The organism is Streptomyces sp. NBC_00989 (assembly GCF_045162655.1).
Lineage (GTDB): Bacteria > Actinomycetota > Actinomycetes > Streptomycetales > Streptomycetaceae > Streptomyces.
This window is the reverse complement of the sequence record NZ_CP108728.1, coordinates 1346636-1365371: the sequence shown is the minus strand read 5'-3', so window position 1 is coordinate 1365371 and position 18736 is coordinate 1346636. Positions and strand designations below refer to the sequence as shown.

Below are 18736 nucleotides of genomic sequence, written 5' to 3'. Positions count from 1 at the left end.
CGCGCCTGTGTCGAGAGTTCGAGCGCGCGGAGGCCCGAAGGGGCGAGCACGGTCGGGCTCTCGACACAGGCTTTGGCGCCCCGGAGGTGAACCGAACCAAAAAAAAGGGGGGCACCCGAGAGTCCCGGAGCCGGGAAACGGCTCCGGGACTCGGTGGAACAAGGTGCGATCAGAGACCGGCGACCAGGTTCGTGACCGGGGTCACGTTGAGGCCGGTGACACCCTGGACGGTGCCGACGACCGTGTCGACCAGGCCGGAGACCGGGGCGACGCCGTCCACCAGGCCGGTGACGGTGCCGAGGGCGTTCACGGACAGACCGCCGGAGACGTTGTCGAGCTCGGCGTCGGAGATCTCGACGGTCTCAACCTGGGGGGTGGAGTTCATGGGGGAACTTCCCTTCATATGGATATTCACAAGGGGGGGAGCGGCCCCCTCTGGGGACAGACGACGGCCGCGACCGCAGGCGCCGGGCGCCGTTTCCGGAGCCCTTCCGGCTCCTGCGATGCGATGGATCAAAGCACGCCGCCGGTGGACGCAGCCAATCAAACTCCTGTCCCACCAGGGCACTTGAGCCCCAGGAGCCGCGAACCGTGCAGGCGTGGGCACGAGGTGTCGGCGACTTCTTCACACACCGCGCGGCATCGCCGCGCGGGAGGGCTTGCGGCGCCGAAGCGGAATCGGGCACTCCCCACCAAAGGCGTTGCAGGGGGCGTGTGCATGTGCAGATCCGTGGAGACCGGTGACTTCGTTGGGTACGCGCTGTGCAGATTCCCTGAAGCGAGGATTCTGCCCGCTGTTCTCGACGGACCGTTGCCGACCGAACGCGTTCCGTGTCGGTTCGGGAATGGGCCGGCGGCGGACCGGGAGTGTGTGAACTGCCCACCCGCACAGGCAGGTTTGAGCGGCACCGATTCGATCAAGACATCCGCCCGCTCACCGCACGCCGGACGGACAGCGGCCGATACGCCGTGAGCACTGGCCCGCAGCCCCTTCGTACCCGCGCCGGGTCAGGGCTTGGACATGGCCGATTCGCGGTTTCGCAAAGGAAGTTGAGAAACGGAATTGAACGGCCCACGTGACACGTGCGTATCAACGGGCATCCAGGCGCCCCCCCCATAAGCCGCCGCCCGGCGGCACAGACCCCGGTCCCCAGGAGGTCGAGCAGTTTGAGTCACAAGCGAATTCCGAAGCGCAAGGCAGTCATAGCGGTTGGCGGTGTCGCGGCTCTCGGAGCGGCGGCCATCCTGCTCCCGAACGCCAACGCGTCCCAGGACAATTCGGCAGGCGCCGCCACCCCCAAGACCCTCAAGGCGACGGGCGCCTCCGACCTCTCCTCGCAGATCGCCGGACTGCTGGGTGACGCCTTCGCCGGGTCCTACTACGACAGCTCCACCCAGCAGCTCGTCGTCAACGTGATCTCGGGCGACAACAACAACGTGGTCGTGCAGGCGGAGAAGGCCGGCGCCAAGGTGCGCGAGGTGCAGAACAGCACCGCCGAACTCACCGCCGCCGCCCAGGTGTTGAAGACCAAGGCGACCGTCCCCGGTACCGCCTGGTCGGTCGACCCGAAGACCAACAAGATCCAGGTCCTCGCCGACAGCACCGTCACGGGCACCAAGTGGGACACCGTGCTCTCGACGGTCAAGAGCCTCGGCACCGACATGGCCACCGTCAAGAAGACCGGCGGCTCCTTCAAGACGCTGGTCTCGGGCGGCGACGCCATCTTCGCCCAGACCGACCAGGGCGGCGTCCGCTGCTCCCTCGGCTTCAACGTCACCGCGAGCGACGGCACCCCCGCCTTCCTGACCGCCGGCCACTGTGGCGTCGCGGCGAAGCAGTGGTCCGACTCGCAGGACGGCGCCCCGATCGCCACCGTCGACCAGGCCACCTTCCCCGTCAGCGACTTCTCCCTCGTGAAGTACGACGACCCGGCGACGCAGACCACGAGCGACGTCAACGTCGGCAACGGCCAGACCGTGCAGATCACCCAGGCCGAGGACGCCACGGTCGGCACCCAGGTCTTCCGGATGGGCTCCACCACCGGTCTGCACGACGGCACGGTCACCGGGCTCGACGCGACGGTCAACTTCCAGAGCGAGACCGACCCCAACGGTGTCGACACCGTCAACGGCCTCATCCAGACGGACGTCTGCGCCGAGGCGGGTGACAGCGGCGGCTCGCTCTTCACCCAGGACGGTGGCGCGGTCGGCCTCACCTCCGGCGGCAGCGGCGACTGCACCGCCGGCGGCGAGACCTTCTTCCAGCCGGTCACCGCCGCGCTCACCGCGACCGGGGCCACCCTCGGTGACGCGGGCGCGGGTGCCGGCGCGGGCGACGACACCGCCACGGCGGACCCGTCGGCGACCGCCGCCGACCCGTCGGCCACCGACGGCACGGGCGACGAGTCCGGCGCCGTGGACCCGAACGCGACCGACGGCACCGGTGACCAGTCCGGCGCCGTCGACCCGTCCGCGACCGACGGCACCGGCACCGGCGAGGACCAGAACGGCACCGGCCAGGACACCGGCAACGGGGCCGACGACGGCTCGTCGCTCACCTCGAACCACTGATCCGACCCCTTCCATCAGGTCGGCGGTGGATCGGTCCGGCCCTCCGGCGGGAGGGCCGGACCGCCCTGCGTTCACGGCAGTTGATCCGGTCCCGGCTCCCGGGCCCGCAGCAGGAGCAGCGCCACGTCGTCGATCCGCTCCTGTGCGGCGGCACTGTGCCGCACCAGTTCGTCGGCGATCTCCTCCAGCGGCAAGTCCCCGGCCGCCGCGAGGCGTTGGCCCAGTTCGGCCAGGGCGTCCTCGATGTCGACACCGGGGGACTCGATGAGCCCGTCGGTGTAGAGGGCGAGGACGGAACCGGGCGCGAGATCGACCTCCGTCGTCGGATAGACGGCGTCGGGGTCGATGCCCAGCAGCGGACCACCCGCCAGGTCCAGCACCCGTACCCGCCCGTCCGGCCGGCGCAGCAACGGCGGCGGATGCCCGGCCCGCGCCATCACGGCCGTACCGCGCGCGGGATCGAGCCGTAGATACAGACAGCTCGCGAAGAGTTCGGAACCGAGGTCGATCAGCAGCCGGTTGGTGCTGCGCATGACCTCCTCCGGCGCCTGGCCGACCGTGGTGTACGCGCGGACGGCGGTCCGGATCTGTCCCATCAGCCCGGCCGCGGTCACGTTGTGCCCCTGTACGTCACCGATCACGGCCACCAGGCCCTCGGACGTCACCAGGTCGTAGAAGTCGCCGCCGATCTCCATGCCCTGCGTGGCCGGCAGATAGCGGGCGGCGGCCTCGATGCCCGGCAGCGGCGGCAGCGAGTGCGGCAGCAGCGCCGCCTGCAGTCCGTGGGCCAGCTGGTTCTTCGCGTCGTAGAGCAGCGCACGCGCCAGCGCCTGCGCGATCAGCCCGCCCAGACTCGTCAGCACGGCCCGCTCGTCCGCGGGGAAGGCGTGCGGTTCGGCATAGGCCAGCACACAGGTGCCGACCGGGCGCCCGGACGCGATCAGCGGCAGATACGCCCAGGCCGTGAACATGTCGGGCGTGGAGGGCAGGTCCGGATACAGCCGTTCCATCTCCTGCCGGGAGTCGAAGAACGCGGGCATACCGCTGTTCAGCGCGGCCGTCCCCGGCGTCGACCGGGTCAGCGGCATTCCGTCGAAGCGCTCGACGAGATCCGGGTCCGGATAGCCGCGGTGTCCCAGCACATGCAGCCGCCCGCCCCGCGAACCGAGGACGACCAGCGCCTGGCTGCCGACGGCCGGGGCGACCTCGTCCGCGATCAGCTGCACCACGTCCTCCACCCCGACCGCCTCGGTGAGCGCCCCGGCCAGGCTCAGCACCTGGGAGATGGTCACCAGCCGCGACGGCCCCTCGCCCGGCTGGGGTGCGGCACGGCTCAGCTCCGTCACCGCCCGCGCCCGGCTGATCCGTACGCTCAGACCGGTCGTACTCGGGTACAGCCGGAACGACAGCCAGTCGCCCGGCGGCCGCAGCGCCACGAACGACGTGACCTGCTGACTGAGCAGCGCGGCCCGGTAACGGTCCTCGTACACCGGGTCGTTGAGCCAGGGCACCGCAGCCCACAACTGGGTGCCCAGCAGACTGCTCACCGACCGGCCGAGCAGCTCCCCGGCCGCCGCGTTCGCGAAGCCGACCCGCCCGTGCAGATCCAGCGAACACAGCCCGTAAGGGAGCCGGGCCACCATCCGCGCCGCCTCGACCGTGCCCAGCGTCCCGGCCACGCTCGCCGCGGGCCCGGTGGCGAGCAGGTCGGGCTCGGCCCGCACCGGACGCCGCTCCTCGACGGCACGCTCCAGCCGTAGCGCGAGCCGGTCGCAGGCGGCGGTCAGCTGGTCGCGGTCCCGGTCGGAGAGGACCGGCGGATGCGAACCGGGCCAGGTCACGAAGACCGAGCCGTACACCGTGGACGGCGTGGCGACCGGCACGGCGGCCAGCGCGAAGGGGTACGGCAGCACGACCGCGATGCGCGGATAACGGCGCGCCATGTCCTCCTCGCCGCCGACCCAGATCAGCCGCCGCTCGCGCACCGCCTCGGCCACCGGGATCGGCGCGCTCAGCCCGACCCGCTCCCAGGGCGCCGCGAAGGCGCGCGGCAGCCCGGCCATGACCGCCATCTCCAGCACCGGCTCGTCGGGCGTCAGCAGATACACCGCACCCGAGTGCGCGTGGACGCCGTCCATCATCGCGGCCAGCGCGAGCGACAGCAGCGGCCGGCCGACCGGCGCCCCGGTGACCGCCGGAGCCTGCCCGTCCGACACGCCGACCACCTCCTCGCACGGCCGCGCGGTCTCCGTGATCAGGCTCCACCCTGCGCGCCCGACGCGCACGGCGAGCGAGTACCCCGGCGCGTTGAGGGCCATCCGGTCCCTCATCTCCACGGAACGGTCACAGGGGCTGCGCAGTCGCCGCATAAGCGCTGTAATTGCGGACGTGGTCAGTGAGGGCGCTGAGGGACGCGGAACGCGAACGTTGCGAGCCGAACTTGCCCTCAAGACGCTCACCGTCGATCTCGATCCCCGCGAACGGCTGCGCCGCGTCCTCGAACAGGCCCTCGTCTTCGCCGGTGCGAGCTTCGCCGGCGTGTACACACCCGGTGACGAAGCCGAGCTGCTGTGCCTGGTCGAGTCGGTCGGGGTGCCGCGCACGCTGTACGGGCTGCGGGACGGCTATCCGGCGTCCGGCGGATCACCGGTCGCCGAGGTGCGGCGGACCGGGCACGCGGTGTGGCTCGGCCCCGAGGAACTGGCCGCGGGCTGCGACGCGCGACGGCTGCCGTCGGGGGAGTTCCATCTCGCCGCGCTGCCCGTGCACGGCGACCGGGGCGGCGGCTGTCTGCTCGCGGTCGGCGAACACCCGGACGGCTTCGGCACCGACGACCGCGCGTGCCTCGCGCTGATCGCCGAGGCGGTCGCGATCCCGGTACCGGCCGAGGCGGCGGCGGGCGAGGACGTGGCCGCGGGCGCGTTCGACCTGGCCATGGACACCGGGCGGGTCGAGGTCGGCGGCGACGTCCTGGAGCTGTTCGGACTCGGCCCAGGCGACTTCGACGGCAAGGTCGAGACCCTCCTCGGGCTGACCGTGCCGGAGGACCTGCCCTCGCTGATGTCCGTCGTCGAGGCCGACCACATGGCCATCGGCGACCGCGAGCTGGAGTTCCGGGTCCTTCAGCCCTCGGGCACACCGAAGTGGCTGCGGCTGCGCGGCCGGCTCCTGCCCGGCGGCGACGGCCGCCCCGCCCGCCTCGTCGGCACCGTCGGTGACGCCTCCCAGCTGCGCTCCGGCGTCAACGACGTGGCCCGCGTCCAGCGCCTCGCCGCCGCCCTCGCCATGGCCGGCACGGTCCACGACGTCAGCCAGGCCGTGGTCGCCGCCCTGCGCAAACCGCTGCGCGCCGACCGGATCGCCCTCGCCGAACTGGAGGGCGACCGGCTCGTCGTCACCGTCCTCGACCCGCCCGAACCGGAGGCCTGGCCCGAGCTGTGGCGCCTGGAGTGGCGCAGCGAATGGCCCGACGCACCCGTGCGCACCATGCCCACCCTCGCCGCCGCCCTGCGCGAGGGCCGCGCCGCGATCTGGCCGGCGGGCACCGACCTGGAGCCCGCCCTCGCCGAGGTCGGACCCGGTGGCCTCGCCGTCCTGCCGCTGTCCGCGGGCGGCCGGGTCTCCGGTGCCTGTCTGATCGGCTGGGACGACCCGCACGTCTTCGGCCCCGACGAACGCGCCCTGCTCACCGCCTCCGCCGGCCTCGCCGGCCAGGCCCTGATGCGCGCCCACGCCTTCGACGCCGAACACGAACTCGTCGGCATGCTCCAGCGCCAGCTGCTGCCGCGCCGCCTGCCCACGCTGCCCGGCGCGGTCGCCGTCGCCCGCTATCTGCCGACCACGGCCGGTCTCGAGGTCGGCGGCGACTGGTACGACGTGATCCCGCTGCCGGACAACCACGTCGCCCTCGTCATCGGCGACGTCCAGGGCCACAACGCGGGCGCCGCCGTTCTCATGGGCCAGATGCGCACCGCGCTGCGCGCCTACGCCGTCGAGGGACACCCGCCCGACGTCGTCGTCTCGCACGCCAACCGCCTGCTCATCGACCTGGAGACCGACCTCTTCGCGACCTGCTGCTACGTCGACGTCGATCTGGAGGAAGGTTCCGCCTGGTACGTGCGGGCCGGTCACCTCCCGCCCGTCCTGCGGCACCCGGACGGCAGCACCGAGATCCCCTACGCGGACGGCGGACCACCGCTCGGCGTGGTCACGCAGGCCGACTTCCCCATGAGCCCGCTGCGGCTCCAGCCCGGCACCGTCGTCGCCCTCACCACCGACGGCCTCGTCGAGTCCAAGGAGGCCGACATCGACGAGGGCCTCGACCGGCTCGCCCACGGCCTCGCCGTCTCCGACCCCGCCCACCTCGGACTCGTCGCCGACGCCCTGCTCGGCAACGCCCGCCGCGAGGACGACGTGGCCCTCCTCCTCATGCGCTACGACGGCCTGGCGACCCGCCCCCGCCGGGAGAACTGGACGGTCTGGCGCGTCCCCGAGGCCGCCCGGCACGCCCGCCGCTTCACCAAGCGCACCCTGCGCACCTGGGGCGTCACCGAGGAGACCGACACCATCCTGCTCGTCGTCTCCGAACTGGTCACCAACGCCCTGGTGCACACCGACGGCCCGGTCCGCCTCGACCTCACCCTCGTCAACCGGCGGTTCCGCGTCGCCGTGGCGGACTCCTCGCCGCGTACCCCGGTCAAACCGACCAGCATCGGCTGGGAGGCCACCGGCGGGCGCGGCATCCTCCTCGTCGAGGCCATGTCGGCGGCCTGGGGCACGGTGCCGGTGAGCGGGGGCAAGCAGGTGTGGGCCGAGATCGCCCTCGACCGGTAGCCGACCCGGGGAACCGCCGCACGGGTGCCTGTCCGGACGTGGAACGGCAGGTCGGGGCGGTTGTGCGTCCCCGCCGTGATGGGGTGCGTGCTTGTGGCACACACCTTCGAAGAACTGATCGAGAAGCACCGCGCGGCCCAGGCGGCACGCGCCCGGGTGCAGGAGATGCGGGACTCCCTGGGCGCCCCCGCCCACGAATCCTGGACCGAGACCGAGACCGACATCTACGAGACCGCGTGGCGGGCCTGGCGCGACCTCGCCCGTGACATGCAGGCCGCGGCGGACGAGTACGCGAGGGACGAGGGCCTCGACCGGGCCGAGGTCGAGGCGGACGTGGCACGGGCCGCGGGCGATTTGTCCGGCCCGGCAGCCGGCTAGACACCTCGCGGTCCCCTCATCGTTGGCCGGTCGTAATAAACGAACATAGGGAGGAACGATGCACGTCCGAAGATGACGCTAAGGTGAAGCGATGAAGGCTCTCGTTCTCTCCGGCGGCACTGGATCCCGCCTGAGGCCGATCACACACACATCGGCAAAACAGCTCGTCCCGGTGGCCAACAAGGCCGTCCTTTTCTACGGGCTCGAATCACTCGCCGACGCGGGAATCACCGAGGTCGGCATCATCGTCGGTGACACCGCGGCGGAGATCGAGGAGGCGGTGGGTGACGGGTCGAAGTTCGGCCTGCAGATCACCTACATCCCGCAGGACCGTCCCCTCGGACTGGCCCACGCCGTACTGATCGCGCGCGAGTACCTCGGCGACGACGACTTCGTGATGTACCTCGGTGACAACTTCATCGTCGGCGGCATCACCGGTCTCGTCGAGGGCTTCCAGGCCAACAAGCCCGACGCGCAGATCCTCCTCACCCACGTGCCCGACCCGCGCTCCTTCGGCGTCGCCGAACTCAGCGAATCCGGCCAGGTCATCGGCCTGGAGGAGAAGCCCGAGCACCCCAAGAGCGACCTCGCCCTGGTCGGTGTCTACCTCTTCACGCCCGCCATCCACGACGCCGTACGCGCCATCAAGCCGTCCTGGCGCGGCGAGCTGGAGATCACCCACGCCATCCAGCAGCTGATCGACGACGGCGCCGACGTGCGCTCCTCGGTCATCCACGGCTACTGGAAGGACACGGGCAACGTCGTCGACATGCTCGAGGTCAACCGGACCGTCCTGGAGAGCATGGACCGCCGCATCGACGGCGAGGTCGACGACGTGTCCGAGACCATCGGCCGCGTGGTGATCGAAAAGGGCGCGCGCATCGAGCGCTCACGCATCGTCGGACCCGTCATCATCGGGGCCGGAACCGTGGTGAGCGACTCCTACGTCGGCCCCTTCACCTCTGTCGCGGAGAACTGCAGCATCACTGACAGTGAGCTGGAGTTCTCCATAGTGCTGCAGGACTCGTCCATCGCCGGGGTGGGCCGGATCGAGTCCTCGCTCATCGGCAAGCACGTCGAAGTGACCCCCGCTCCGGGGGTACCCAGCGCCCACCGCCTCGTTCTCGGAGACCACAGCAAGGTGCAGATCCGTTCATGAATCTCCTCGTCACCGGCGCCGCCGGCTTCATCGGTTCCACGTACGTCCGCACGCTCCTCGCCTCGGACGCGCCTGACGCGCCCCGCATCACGGTGCTGGACAAGCTCACGTACGCCGGCACGCTCGACAACCTGGAAATAGGCCACCCGCGCCTCGAGTTCGTCCAGGGCGACATCTGCGACGCCGAACTGGTCGACAAGCTGATGGCCGAGGCGGACCAGGTCGTCCACTTCGCGGCCGAGTCCCACGTGGACCGCTCGATCAACGGCGCCGCCGACTTCGTCCGCACCAACGTGGTGGGCACCCAGGTCCTGCTCGACGCGGCCCTGCGCTACCGCACCCCGTTCGTGCACATCTCCACCGACGAGGTCTACGGCTCCATCGAGACCGGCTCCTGGCCCGAGACGCACCCGCTGGCGCCCAACTCGCCGTACTCCGCGTCGAAGGCGTCCTCCGACCTGCTCGCCCTGGCCTACCACCGCACCCACGGCCTGGACGTGCGCGTCACCCGCTGCTCGAACAACTACGGGCCGCACCAGTTCCCCGAGAAGGTCATCCCGCTGTTCGTCAGCAACCTCCTCGACGGCAAGAAGGTCCCCCTCTACGGCGAGGGCCTCAACGTCCGCGACTGGCTGCACGTCGAGGACCACTGCCAGGGCATCGAGCTCGTGCGCACCAAGGGCCGGGCCGGCGAGGTCTACAACATCGGCGGCGGCACCGAGCTCAGCAACAAGGAGCTCACCGGCCTGCTGCTCGAGGCCTGCGGCGCGGACTGGGACCGGGTCGAGCGCGTCGAGGACCGCAAGGGCCACGACCTGCGCTACTCCGTCGACTGGTCCAAGATCCACGACGAGCTCGGCTACCAGCCGCAGCACGACTTCGCGAGCGGCCTGGCCGACACCGTCGCCTGGTACCGCGACAACCGCGCCTGGTGGGAGCCCCTCAAGGCCCGGGTGGAGCGCCCCTGATGAAGTGGCTGGTCACCGGTGCCGGCGGGATGCTCGGCCACGACGTGCTGGAGGAACTCGCCCGCCGCGGTGAGCAGTTCGTCGGTCTCGACCGCGCCGCCCTGGACATCACCGACCCCGCGTCGGTGGACCGGGCGTTCGCGGAGCACCACCCCGACGTGGTGGTGAACTGCGCGGCGTACACCGCCGTCGACGACGCCGAGACCGACGAGGAGCGGGCCCTTCGCATCAACGGCGAGGGGCCCCGGCTCCTCGCCCGCGCCTGCGCCGCCTCGGGCGCGCGCCTGGTGCACGTCTCCACCGACTACGTCTTCGACGGCGAGGCCCGCGGCACGCCGTACCCGGAGAATCACTCCACCGCGCCGCGCACCGCCTACGGCCGTACCAAACTCGCGGGAGAGCAGGCCGTGTTGGCGGAACTGCCCGGTGCGAGCGCGGTCGTGCGCACGGCTTGGCTGTACGGAGCCTGTGGGGGTAACTTCGTCCGCACAATGATCGAGCTGGAGGCACGTCGCGACACTCTCGACGTCGTCGACGACCAGCGCGGTCAACCGACCTGGACCGCCGACGTCGCCGTGCGGATCGCCGATCTCGGCGCCCGTATCGGCCAAGTCGAAGGCGCGCACGGGGTGTTCCACGCGACCAGCTCCGGCGAGACCAGCTGGCACGGTCTCGCACAGGAGGTGTTCCGGCTCATCGACGCAGACCCGGAGCGTGTCCGCCCCACCACGAGCGCGGCCTTCGTCCGTCCCGCGCCCCGCCCCGCCTACAGCGCCCTCGGGCACGAGCGGTGGCGGGAGGTCGGCCTGGAACCGCCGAGGGACTGGCGGTCCGCCCTGCACGAAGCACTTCCTCACATCCGCAAGGAGATTTCTTCGTGAAACGCCATGAGTTCCTGCGGGGGCTCCACAAGTCAACCGCGAACCGCAACTACCTGGAGATCGGCGTCAACGACGGCCGCAGCCTGACGCTCTCCCGGGTGCCCAGCGTCGCGATCGATCCCGCGTTCAAGGTGGTCACGGAGATCCGCTGTGACGTCCACCTGGCCAAGGCGACCAGTGACGACTTCTTCGCCCGGGACAACCCGCTGGTGCACCTGCGCGGCGGCCGTCACCCGCTGCGTCAACTGGCCCGTAACCGGAGCCCGTTGGGCTGGTGGAAGACCACCACGCTGGACCTGTCGTTCATCGACGGCATGCACCTGTTCGAGTACGCGCTGCGCGACTTCATCAACGTGGAGAAGCACTCGGACTGGGCCAGCGTCATCGTCTTCGACGACATGCTGCCCCGCAGCATCGACGAGGCGGCCCGGGACCGGCACACCGACGCCTGGACCGGTGACGTCTACAAGCTCATCGAGATTCTCAACCGCTACCGTCCCGACCTCGTGACGGTCCTGGTCGACACCCAGCCCACGGGCCAGCTCGTGGTCTTCGGCGCCGACCCCAGCAGCACCGTCCTCAAGGACAAGTACGACGAGATCGTCGCCGAGTTCGAGGTCCCGGACCCGCAGAAGGTGCCCGAGGCGATCCTGGAGCGCACCACCGCGGTGAAGCCCGAGGCGCTGCTGGGCGCCGGCTTCTGGGGCCCCCTGGCCAAAGCGCGTGACCGCGGGACCAAGCGGTCCCGCGGCTGGGAGCCCCTGCGCCGCTCGGTGGAGCAGCTCAGCGTCAGTCGCTGACCTGCCCACCGCGCAGTCGCTCGTAGTAGGCGGAGCAGTCCGCGTAGGACGGAAGAAGTCCTGACTGCTCCGCCTCTGCCAATGTCGGAGCCTCCGCGTCCTTGTCGGACAGCACCGGCTCGAAGCCCTCGGGCCAGGCGATGCCCAGCGCCGGGTCGAGCGGGTTGATCCCGTGCTCACGGCCGGGCGAGTAGCCCGTCGAGCACAGGTACACCACCGTCGCGTCGTCGGTCAGGGCCATGAACGCGTGACCGAGACCCTCCGCGAGGAACACGGCGTGCTTGGTGTCGTCGTCCAGCCGGACGGCCTCCCACTGACCGAACGTGGGAGAGCCGACGCGGATGTCCACGATCACGTCGAGGACCGCGCCCCGCACGCACTTGACGTACTTGGCCTGGCTCGGCGGCACGTCGGAGAAGTGCACTCCGCGCACCACACCCCGCCGCGAGACCGAGCAGTTGGCCTGGGACAGAGCCAGGTCGTACCCGGTGGCCTCGCGGAACTCCTCACCGCGGTACCACTCGTGGAAACTGCCCCGGTCGTCAGGGAAGACCTTGGGTTCCAGGACCCAGGCGCCTTCAATCCCCAGTGATCGCACGTTCTTCCGTCCTTCGGCTTGCTCGGGCACTGCTGCTTGCTCGGGTACCGCAACTCGCTCTCGGGTACCGCTACTTGTTCAGGGCGCGCTTCAGCTTGCGTGCCACCCGGCGGGCCAGCCCCGGCTTGGGCTTGGCGGCCACCGGCTTGGGCGCGGGCTTCGGCTGGGCGGGCTTGGCCGCGGACTTCGGGGCCGCCTCGACCCGGATGCCACCGGCGTCACCGGTCAGCCGGACCGGCAGCGCCAGGAAACGCTGCCCGGCGGCGGCCGGGGTCAGGCACACCGAGGCGTTCCACGCCGCGTCCTTCAGATCCGCGGCCGGCACCTCGGCGGCGAGCCGTGCGCCGGAGGACTCGGGGGAGACCACACCGGGCACGTCCAGCGTCGTACCGGACGACTTGTGCGTCAGCCGCAGCAGTACGTCCGTAGTGGCCGGGACGTGGAAGGGGAGCAGGACGCCGACGCGGGCGCCGGTGACCGTGAAGTCGTCGGGCTTGAGGTCGGCGAGGCCGAGGCGCTTGCTCGCCTTGTCGACATCCAGGGAGAAGTTGCCGTGCGGCTCCGTGTAGTACGGGAGCATGACCTGGCCGGAGACGACACCGGCGTGCCCGGCGTTCTCGCCGTGCTGCGGGACCGGGCCGAGGCGGCACTCCTTGTTCCAGGAGCCGATGACGACCCGGACGTAGGTGTCCCAGAGGCCGCTGCCCAGCGGGGCGCCGACCGCGGCGGTGGCCGGGTCGATGGTGGCCGTCGCGTGCAACACCAGGCGGACGCCGGCGCCGTCGGTGACCGTCTCGTGCGAGATCTGCACGGGCTGGAAGTGCGAGGCGGCGCTGGTGCGTTCGCGGACGACGAGGTCGGCCGTCGCCTTCTTGAAGTTGGCGGTGGCGTCGGCCGTGAGCATGGCCGTCGCCTCGGCGAGGGTCTTCGGCTCCGGGTGCTTGGGAGCGGGGGCGCCCTTGGCCTCGAAGATCGCAGGCTTGCCGTCGATGACGAACTCGGCCTGGTAGTGGACCAGCAGCTTGCCGTCGCGCCACTCGATCTCGCCCGGCACCGCGGTCGGCTTGAGGGAGGCCTCCCACTCGGCCAGCTCGACGAGGTCGTCGTAGCGGTCGGCGGCGGCGAGGGCCGCGACGACCCGCAGCCGCGGGCCGAGACCGGCCGCGACGCCGGGGCCGAAGCGCTCGTTCATGACACCGCGGATCTCCTTGAGGAGTTCACGGCGGTAGTCGTCGGGGACCTTGAGCAGCCGGCCGCCGCCGAGACGCTCCATCATCTCCACGCGCAGCCAGCGGCGGAAGATCTTGTCGCGGGCCGGACCCGGCTCGGTGTACTTCTCGACGACGTCGAGGGCTTCGCGCAGGTTCTTGAAGTAGCCGACGGGGTCGAAGCGTTGGAAGCCGGCGTTCGAGGCGTCCTCGCGCTTGATGTGGTAGTAGCAGACGTAGTCGCCGAGCACGGCGACGTTGTCCGCGGCGAGGTAGGCCTCCGTCACGAAGACGTGGTCCTCCAGGCGGCGACGCCCCTCCGGGAACCGCAGGTTGATGCGGTCGAGGAACGCGCGGCGGAGCATCTTGTGCGGGGTGAGGCTGTCCATCAGCGGCGCGGTCTCGACCGACGCGTGCGGGTAGTTCTTGCGGAACAGCTCCACGGGTACGGCGCGGCCCTTGCCGGCCATCTTGCCGACGATCACGTCGGCGCCGTTGGCCACGCCGTACTCGTACATCCGCTCCAGGGCCTCGTCGCCGAGGTAGTCGTCGTTGTCGACGAACATGACGAACTCGCCCTTGGAGGCGGCGATTCCGACGTTGCGGGGCTTGCCCGACCAGCCCGACGCCTCCTGGTGGATCACGTGCATGTGGGGGTGCTCCGCGGCGATCTCGTCGAGCCGCGCGGGCGTGCCGTCCGTCGAGCCGTCGTCGACGAAGATCGCCTCGTACTCGTCGTTAGGCAGCGACTGCCTGAGGAGAGAGGAGATGCAATCCTCGATATAAGGCCCTGGATTGTAGACAGGGACGACGACACTGACTTTGACCGACATCCGGCTTCTAGCCCCCTTGTTTGCGCTGCCCGTCCCCAGTCGTGGAACGGCGCGGTGGGCTGATGCTAACCCGGTCTGTCTCGATGCCGCCCATTGGGCCGGTGTTGGGCAACGGTTAACCCGACGTGGACGGACGTCACCTCACGTCGTGGGTCTTGGCCAGAAGTTCCAGGATTTCGGCGGACGTACCCGTTTCGCCCAGACGCGGGAAGATCCGCTCGATGCTGTGGGTGTGCGAGACGGCGTCCAGGTCGCTCATCGCGTCCGTGGCCAGGGTCACGTGGTAGCCGTGCTCGTGGGCGGCGCGGGCGGTGGACTCGACGCCGATGCTGGTGGCGATGCCGGTCAGCACGATCTGCGTGACACCGCGGCGGCGCAGCTGTACGTCGAGGTCGGTGCCGTGGAAGGCGCCCCAGTTCCGCTTGGTGACCTGGATGTCGCCGGGGTGCCCGGCCAGCTCGTCGACGATGACGTCCCAGCCCTCGGGGCGGGCCGCGCCGCCGGGCCGTTGCTGCTCGTTGCGGCCGGGCACCGCGTCCGCGCCGTCGGCGGCGAAGCTGACCCGGACCAGCACCACGGGAAGGCCGGCGGCACGGAAGGCGTCGGCGAGTCCGACGGTACGGGCGACGACCTCGGGACCGCTGTACGGCTGGGTCGGGGCGCCGACGATGCCGCCCTGGAGGTCGATCACGACGAGGGCGGTGCGCGGGTCGAGGGTGGTGAGTGCCATGGGAGAGGCCTTTCAGGAGGTACGGGGTATTCCGTGGTTCAGGTGGCTTGGGGGGTGAGGGTCCGCAGCGAACGGTCGGGCAGGGTGATCGCCAGGAGCAGCGCCGACCCGACGGCCATGAACAGGGCCAGGTCGTGCAGTCCCGGGGTGTCGGCGCGGTGCGGGAAGAAGGCCGCGGTGGCCGCCGACGCGGCCAGTGCGCCGAGGTACATGAAGGTGCGCAGCAGTCCGGCGGCGGACGCGATGCGCTCGGGCTCGGCCTGCCGGTACAGGGCGTTCTGCCCGGCCAGACCGAGCAGGCCCTGCGGTACGCCGAGCACGGCGCCGACGGCGAGCAGCAGCCAGACCGGACTGCCGGAGCCGACCAGGAACAGCGCGACACAGCCCACGACCTGGACGGCGCCACCGACGAGCAGCTTGGCGCGGACCGCCTCACGGCGCCCGGTGAGGGTCGAGACGCCGAGGGCGGTGACCGACAGGGGCAGCAGGACGAGTCCGGCGGCGGAGGCGTGCAGCCCGCGCCCCTCCTCCAGCCACTGCGTGTAGCCGTAGAGGAAGGCGTACGAGGTGGTGTAGCCGAGGAACTGGCGGATGTACGTGGTCACCAGCGGGAGGTTGCCGCCGAGGACGCGCAGGTCCACGAAGGGTTCCGGGACGCGGAGTTCGCGTTTCGCGAAGGCGACGGCCGCGGCGGCGCCGAGGACCGGGAGGTACCACTCGGAGAGCTTGGGGGCGGTCAGGAACATCATCAGCGAGACCAGCATGACCGCGAACAGGAGCATGCCCGGCGGGTCGACATCGCGGCGGACGCCGGCCGTGTCCTTGTCCTTGCTCACCTTCGGCAGTCGCAGCGCGCCGAGCACCAGACAGGCCACGGACAGCGGCACGTTGACGGTGAAGATGGCGCGCCAGCCGCCGACGCCGATCAGGAAGCCGCCCAGCGTGGGTCCGATCACCGACACCGTCTGGGCGGAGACGGCGAGCGCGGTCAGGACACCGGCCGGGCTGTCCTTGCCGGTGCGCTCGGCCTCGCTGCGGGTCAGCTGCATCGCGGCCGGATACGCGGCCGAGGTGCCGAACCCGAGCAGGACCCGGGCGGCGATCAGCACGCCGAGCGACGGCGCGAGGGCGCCCATGACACCGGCGATGCCGACGAGGGCCGTACCGATGAGATAGAGACGGCGAGGTCCGTACATGTCGACGAGTCGCCCGATGACCGGCTGGCCCACGGCCGTGGCGAGGTAGAGCGCCGAGACCAGCCACACCGTCTGCGAGGGCGGTGCCCCGAAGGCGATGCCGATGGGCACCAGGGCCACGGCGATCATCGAGGAGTTGATCGGGTTCAGTACCGAGCCGAGGACCATCGGCGCGATCAGGCGCCGGTCGAAGCCGGCCGGTGCGGGACGCGTGGTCCCTCGTGCCCGGGTGAGCTTCGGTATCACTGCTCGGACAGCCGTTCCATCAACGTCAGCGCGTCGAGGATCGTCCGCCGTTCCGTCTCGGTGTACCGGTCCTCGAAGGCGCGCGCGAGCCACTCCTCCCGGACCTGCCGGTTGTCCTCGACCCGCTCGCGGCCGGCTTCGGTGAGCGTGACGAGCTGTCTGCGGCCGTCCTCGGGGTCGGGGCTGCGCCGGATCAGCCCGTGCTGGTCGAGAGCGGCGAGGGTGGCGGCCATCGACTGCGGCCTGACCCCCTCGGCCGACGCCAGCGCGCTGGCCGTGGCCGCGCCGTGCTTGCCGACGAGCGTGAGCGCCGACTCCTGCGACGGGGTCAGGTCCTCGTCCGTCGCGACCTCACGGATCCTGCGCCGCAGCCGGCTGAGCACCACCCGCAGATCGCGCGCGGAGCGGGCGGCGGAGTCGGAGATGCCCGCGGAGGTCTCGGTCGGCTTGTGATCCACACCCTCACCGTAGGAGTCTCAGGTGCACCTGTCCAGTTGCAACTGAACAGGTACAACTGAAGATCTCCGATGCCCAGGCTTCCGGCCCCTAGGCTGAGACCGTGCGTCTGCTGCTGATGTCCGACACCCATCTCCCCAAGCGTGCCAAGGAACTCCCCGCGCCGCTCCTCGCCGAACTCCCGCGCGCCGACGTCGTGTTCCACGCCGGGGACTGGGTCGACGCCGCGACCCTGGACCTGCTGGAGAGCCGCAGCCGCCGGTTCGTCGGTGTGTACGGCAACAACGACGGGCCCGAGCTGCGCGCCCGGCTCCCCGAGGTGGCGTACGCCGAACTGGGCGGCCTGCGCTTCGGCGCCGTGCACGAGACGGGCTCCGCCCAGGGCCGCGAGGCGCGCTGCGCGGCCCGTTTTCCCGATCTGGACGTGCTGGTCTTCGGGCACAGCCACATTCCCTGGGACACCACGGCCCCGACCGGCCTGCGGCTGCTCAACCCGGGGTCCCCGACCGACCGCCGACGCCAGCCCTGCTGCACGTACATGACGGCGACGGTCGCCGACGGCACCCTGACGGACGTCGAACTGCACCGCCTGCCGCCGAGGTGACGCGCTGATCACCCCGACGGCGCCCGATTCACCCCGACGGTGCCCGATGGATCGCCCCCGCCGTAGCGGTCAACGGCACCCCCGTGCCGCCCCACCGCAGCGCCACGATCTCGGCGGCCACGGACACGGCCACCTCCTCCGGTGTACGCGCGCCGAGGTCCAGGCCGACCGGCGAGCGCAGGCGGGTCAACTCGCCCTCGTCCAGGCCTGATTCGAGCAGGCGCCGCATCCGTTCGTCGTGCGTACGGCGGCTGCCCATCGCCCCGATGTACGCGGCCGGCCGGCGCAGCGCCTCCTCCAGCAGCGGCACGTCGAACTTCGGGTCGTGGGTCAGGACGCAGATCACCGTGCGTTCGTCGGTGTCCGTGCCGTGCAGATAGCGGTGCGGCCAGTCCACGACGACCTCCACACCCGCCGGGAAGCGCTTCGGCGTCGCGAACACCGGGCGGGCGTCGCACACGGTGACCCGGTAGCCGAGGAAGTCACCGATCCGGGCGACCGCCGCCGCGTAGTCGATCGCGCCGAAGACCAGCATCCGGGGCGGCGGCGCGAAGGAGTGCAGGAACACGGTGACGGAGTCCTCGCGTCGCTCGCCGTGCGGGCCGTAGTGCCGCAACCCCGTTGCCCCGAGGGCGAGTTCACCGCGGGCGTCGGCCGTGACGGCCACGTCCAGGCCGGTCGTGCCGAGGGTGCCGTCCACTCTGTCGGGCCAGACGGCGAGCGTGGCGCCGCGCGGTGCCGGGCCGTCGGTCACCGTCGCCACGGTCACCGGCTCACCCGCGGCGACCGACCGTGCGACCGCCCCGAACGCGGGATCGGCCCCGGGCGTGACGGGCCGTACCAGCACGGTGATCTCGCCGCCGCAGGTGAGCCCGACCGCGAAGGCGTCCTCGTCGCTGTACCCGAAGGTCTCCAGGCGCGCCTCACCGCTCGCCACGACCTCGCGCGCCAGCTCGAAGACCGCCCCCTCCACGCAGCCGCCGGACACACTTCCCACGACCTCGTCGTCCGGGCCCACGGCCATCGCCGCACCGGGGTCACGCGGCGCGCTGCGGCTGACCGCGACCACCGTGGCCAGGCCGAACGGGGCGCGCGCGGCGTACCAGCCGCTCAGCACCGGAAGAAGGTCACGCATGCTCGGCTCCTGTCTCCACCACCGCCGGACGCCGCAAGCGTCGCATCCGGTGCGTGAGCGGCCCCGGACCGCCACGGGCGTTAATCCGCTGGCGTCGCTCCGGCCATTCTGCTGCACTTGCCCGTGACGAGTCAGCGACG

16 protein-coding genes are annotated in these 18736 nt (G+C 71.2%); 8 read left to right on the top strand and 8 right to left on the bottom strand.

Features of this window, described 5'->3' with window-relative positions; genetic code table 11:
• Positions 1–169: 169 nt before the first annotated feature.
• The gene (locus tag OG714_RS06175; RefSeq protein ID WP_356060247.1) at positions 170–385 is read right to left on the bottom strand and encodes a type A2 lantipeptide; all 216 of its coding nucleotides are present in this window, start codon (positions 383–385) and stop codon (positions 170–172) included.
• A gap of 782 nt (positions 386–1167) precedes the next feature.
• On the opposite strand from OG714_RS06175, the gene OG714_RS06170 reads away from it, so the two are divergent.
• Complete coding sequence (locus OG714_RS06170) at positions 1168–2571, top strand: S1 family peptidase (RefSeq protein ID WP_406119094.1); 1404 nt, start codon at positions 1168–1170, stop codon at positions 2569–2571.
• Between the two features lie 71 nt (positions 2572–2642).
• Here OG714_RS06170 and OG714_RS06165 read toward each other — a convergent pair whose 3' ends face one another.
• Complete coding sequence (locus OG714_RS06165) at positions 2643–4796, bottom strand: SpoIIE family protein phosphatase (RefSeq protein ID WP_406131734.1); 2154 nt, start codon at positions 4794–4796, stop codon at positions 2643–2645.
• A 163-nt stretch (positions 4797–4959) separates the two neighbouring features.
• Here OG714_RS06165 and OG714_RS06160 point away from each other — a divergent pair, with 163 nt between their 5' ends.
• The 6 genes from OG714_RS06160 (at position 4960) to OG714_RS06135 (ending at position 11590) form a co-directional block, all read left to right on the top strand.
• Positions 4960–7404, top strand: a complete 2445-nt coding sequence (locus OG714_RS06160; protein ID WP_406119093.1) for a SpoIIE family protein phosphatase — start codon at positions 4960–4962, stop codon at positions 7402–7404.
• A 93-nt stretch (positions 7405–7497) separates the two neighbouring features.
• Positions 7498–7782, top strand: coding sequence for a hypothetical protein (locus OG714_RS06155; RefSeq protein WP_406119091.1), 285 nt, complete (start codon positions 7498–7500; stop codon positions 7780–7782).
• 91 nt (positions 7783–7873) lie between these two features.
• Entirely contained in the window at positions 7874–8941 is a 1068-nt protein-coding gene (locus OG714_RS06150) for a glucose-1-phosphate thymidylyltransferase (RefSeq protein WP_406119090.1), read from the top strand.
• On the top strand, positions 8938–9909 hold the full coding sequence (rfbB, locus tag OG714_RS06145; protein ID WP_406119088.1) for a dTDP-glucose 4,6-dehydratase: 972 nt from the start codon (positions 8938–8940) through the stop codon (positions 9907–9909). Before OG714_RS06150 ends, rfbB begins: the two co-directional genes overlap by 4 nt.
• Positions 9909–10790 carry a dTDP-4-dehydrorhamnose reductase gene (gene rfbD, locus OG714_RS06140; RefSeq protein ID WP_406119087.1) on the top strand — a complete coding sequence of 294 codons (882 nt, stop codon included), beginning with the start codon at positions 9909–9911 and terminating at the stop codon, positions 10788–10790. The genes rfbB and rfbD overlap by 1 nt, the downstream gene beginning before the upstream one ends.
• Complete coding sequence (locus tag OG714_RS06135) at positions 10787–11590, top strand: class I SAM-dependent methyltransferase (RefSeq protein ID WP_406119086.1); 804 nt, start codon at positions 10787–10789, stop codon at positions 11588–11590. The genes rfbD and OG714_RS06135 overlap by 4 nt, the downstream gene beginning before the upstream one ends.
• On the opposite strand, the gene rfbC is transcribed toward OG714_RS06135, so the two are convergent.
• From rfbC to OG714_RS06110, 5 genes are all read right to left on the bottom strand, one after another.
• A complete protein-coding gene (gene rfbC / locus OG714_RS06130) occupies positions 11580–12188 on the bottom strand; it encodes a dTDP-4-dehydrorhamnose 3,5-epimerase (RefSeq protein WP_406119084.1) in 609 nt (202 codons plus the stop codon). The two genes, OG714_RS06135 and rfbC, sit on opposite strands and share 11 nt — an antisense overlap.
• Positions 12189–12258: 70 nt before the next feature.
• Positions 12259–14229, bottom strand: coding sequence for a glycosyltransferase family 2 protein (locus OG714_RS06125; protein WP_406119083.1), 1971 nt, complete (start codon positions 14227–14229; stop codon positions 12259–12261).
• A gap of 136 nt (positions 14230–14365) precedes the next feature.
• Positions 14366–14959 (bottom strand): hydrolase, encoded by a 594-nt coding sequence (locus tag OG714_RS06120; RefSeq protein ID WP_406119081.1) that lies wholly within the window; start codon positions 14957–14959, stop codon positions 14366–14368.
• Positions 14960–14997: 38 nt separating this feature from the next.
• Complete coding sequence (locus OG714_RS06115) at positions 14998–16401, bottom strand: MFS transporter (RefSeq protein WP_406119080.1); 1404 nt, start codon at positions 16399–16401, stop codon at positions 14998–15000.
• Positions 16398–16859 (bottom strand): MarR family winged helix-turn-helix transcriptional regulator, encoded by a 462-nt coding sequence (locus OG714_RS06110; RefSeq protein WP_406119078.1) that lies wholly within the window; start codon positions 16857–16859, stop codon positions 16398–16400. The genes OG714_RS06115 and OG714_RS06110 overlap by 4 nt, the downstream gene beginning before the upstream one ends.
• A gap of 101 nt (positions 16860–16960) precedes the next feature.
• Between OG714_RS06110 and OG714_RS06105 the strand changes: the two genes are divergently transcribed.
• Entirely contained in the window at positions 16961–17461 is a 501-nt protein-coding gene (locus OG714_RS06105) for a metallophosphoesterase family protein (protein ID WP_406119076.1), read from the top strand.
• Between the two features lie 28 nt (positions 17462–17489).
• Here OG714_RS06105 and OG714_RS06100 read toward each other — a convergent pair whose 3' ends face one another.
• Complete coding sequence (locus tag OG714_RS06100; RefSeq protein WP_406119075.1) at positions 17490–18596, bottom strand: XdhC family protein; 1107 nt, start codon at positions 18594–18596, stop codon at positions 17490–17492.
• Positions 18597–18736: the final 140 nt, after the last annotated feature.

Bases quoted from the DNA above. Each gene is read 5' to 3' on its own strand.
- rfbB (WP_406119088.1), top strand. From the start codon at position 8,938: ATGAATCTCCTCGTCACCGGCGCCGCCGGCTTCATCGGTTCCACGTAC.
- OG714_RS06120 (WP_406119081.1), bottom strand. From the start codon at position 14,959: ATGGCACTCACCACCCTCGACCCGCGCACCGCCCTCGTCGTGATCGAC.
- OG714_RS06125 (WP_406119083.1), bottom strand. From the start codon at position 14,229: ATGTCGGTCAAAGTCAGTGTCGTCGTCCCTGTCTACAATCCAGGGCCT.
- rfbD (WP_406119087.1), top strand. From the start codon at position 9,909: ATGAAGTGGCTGGTCACCGGTGCCGGCGGGATGCTCGGCCACGACGTG.
- OG714_RS06150 (WP_406119090.1), top strand. From the start codon at position 7,874: ATGAAGGCTCTCGTTCTCTCCGGCGGCACTGGATCCCGCCTGAGGCCG.
- OG714_RS06100 (WP_406119075.1), bottom strand. From the start codon at position 18,596: ATGCGTGACCTTCTTCCGGTGCTGAGCGGCTGGTACGCCGCGCGCGCC.
- OG714_RS06175 (WP_356060247.1), bottom strand. From the start codon at position 385: ATGAACTCCACCCCCCAGGTTGAGACCGTCGAGATCTCCGACGCCGAG.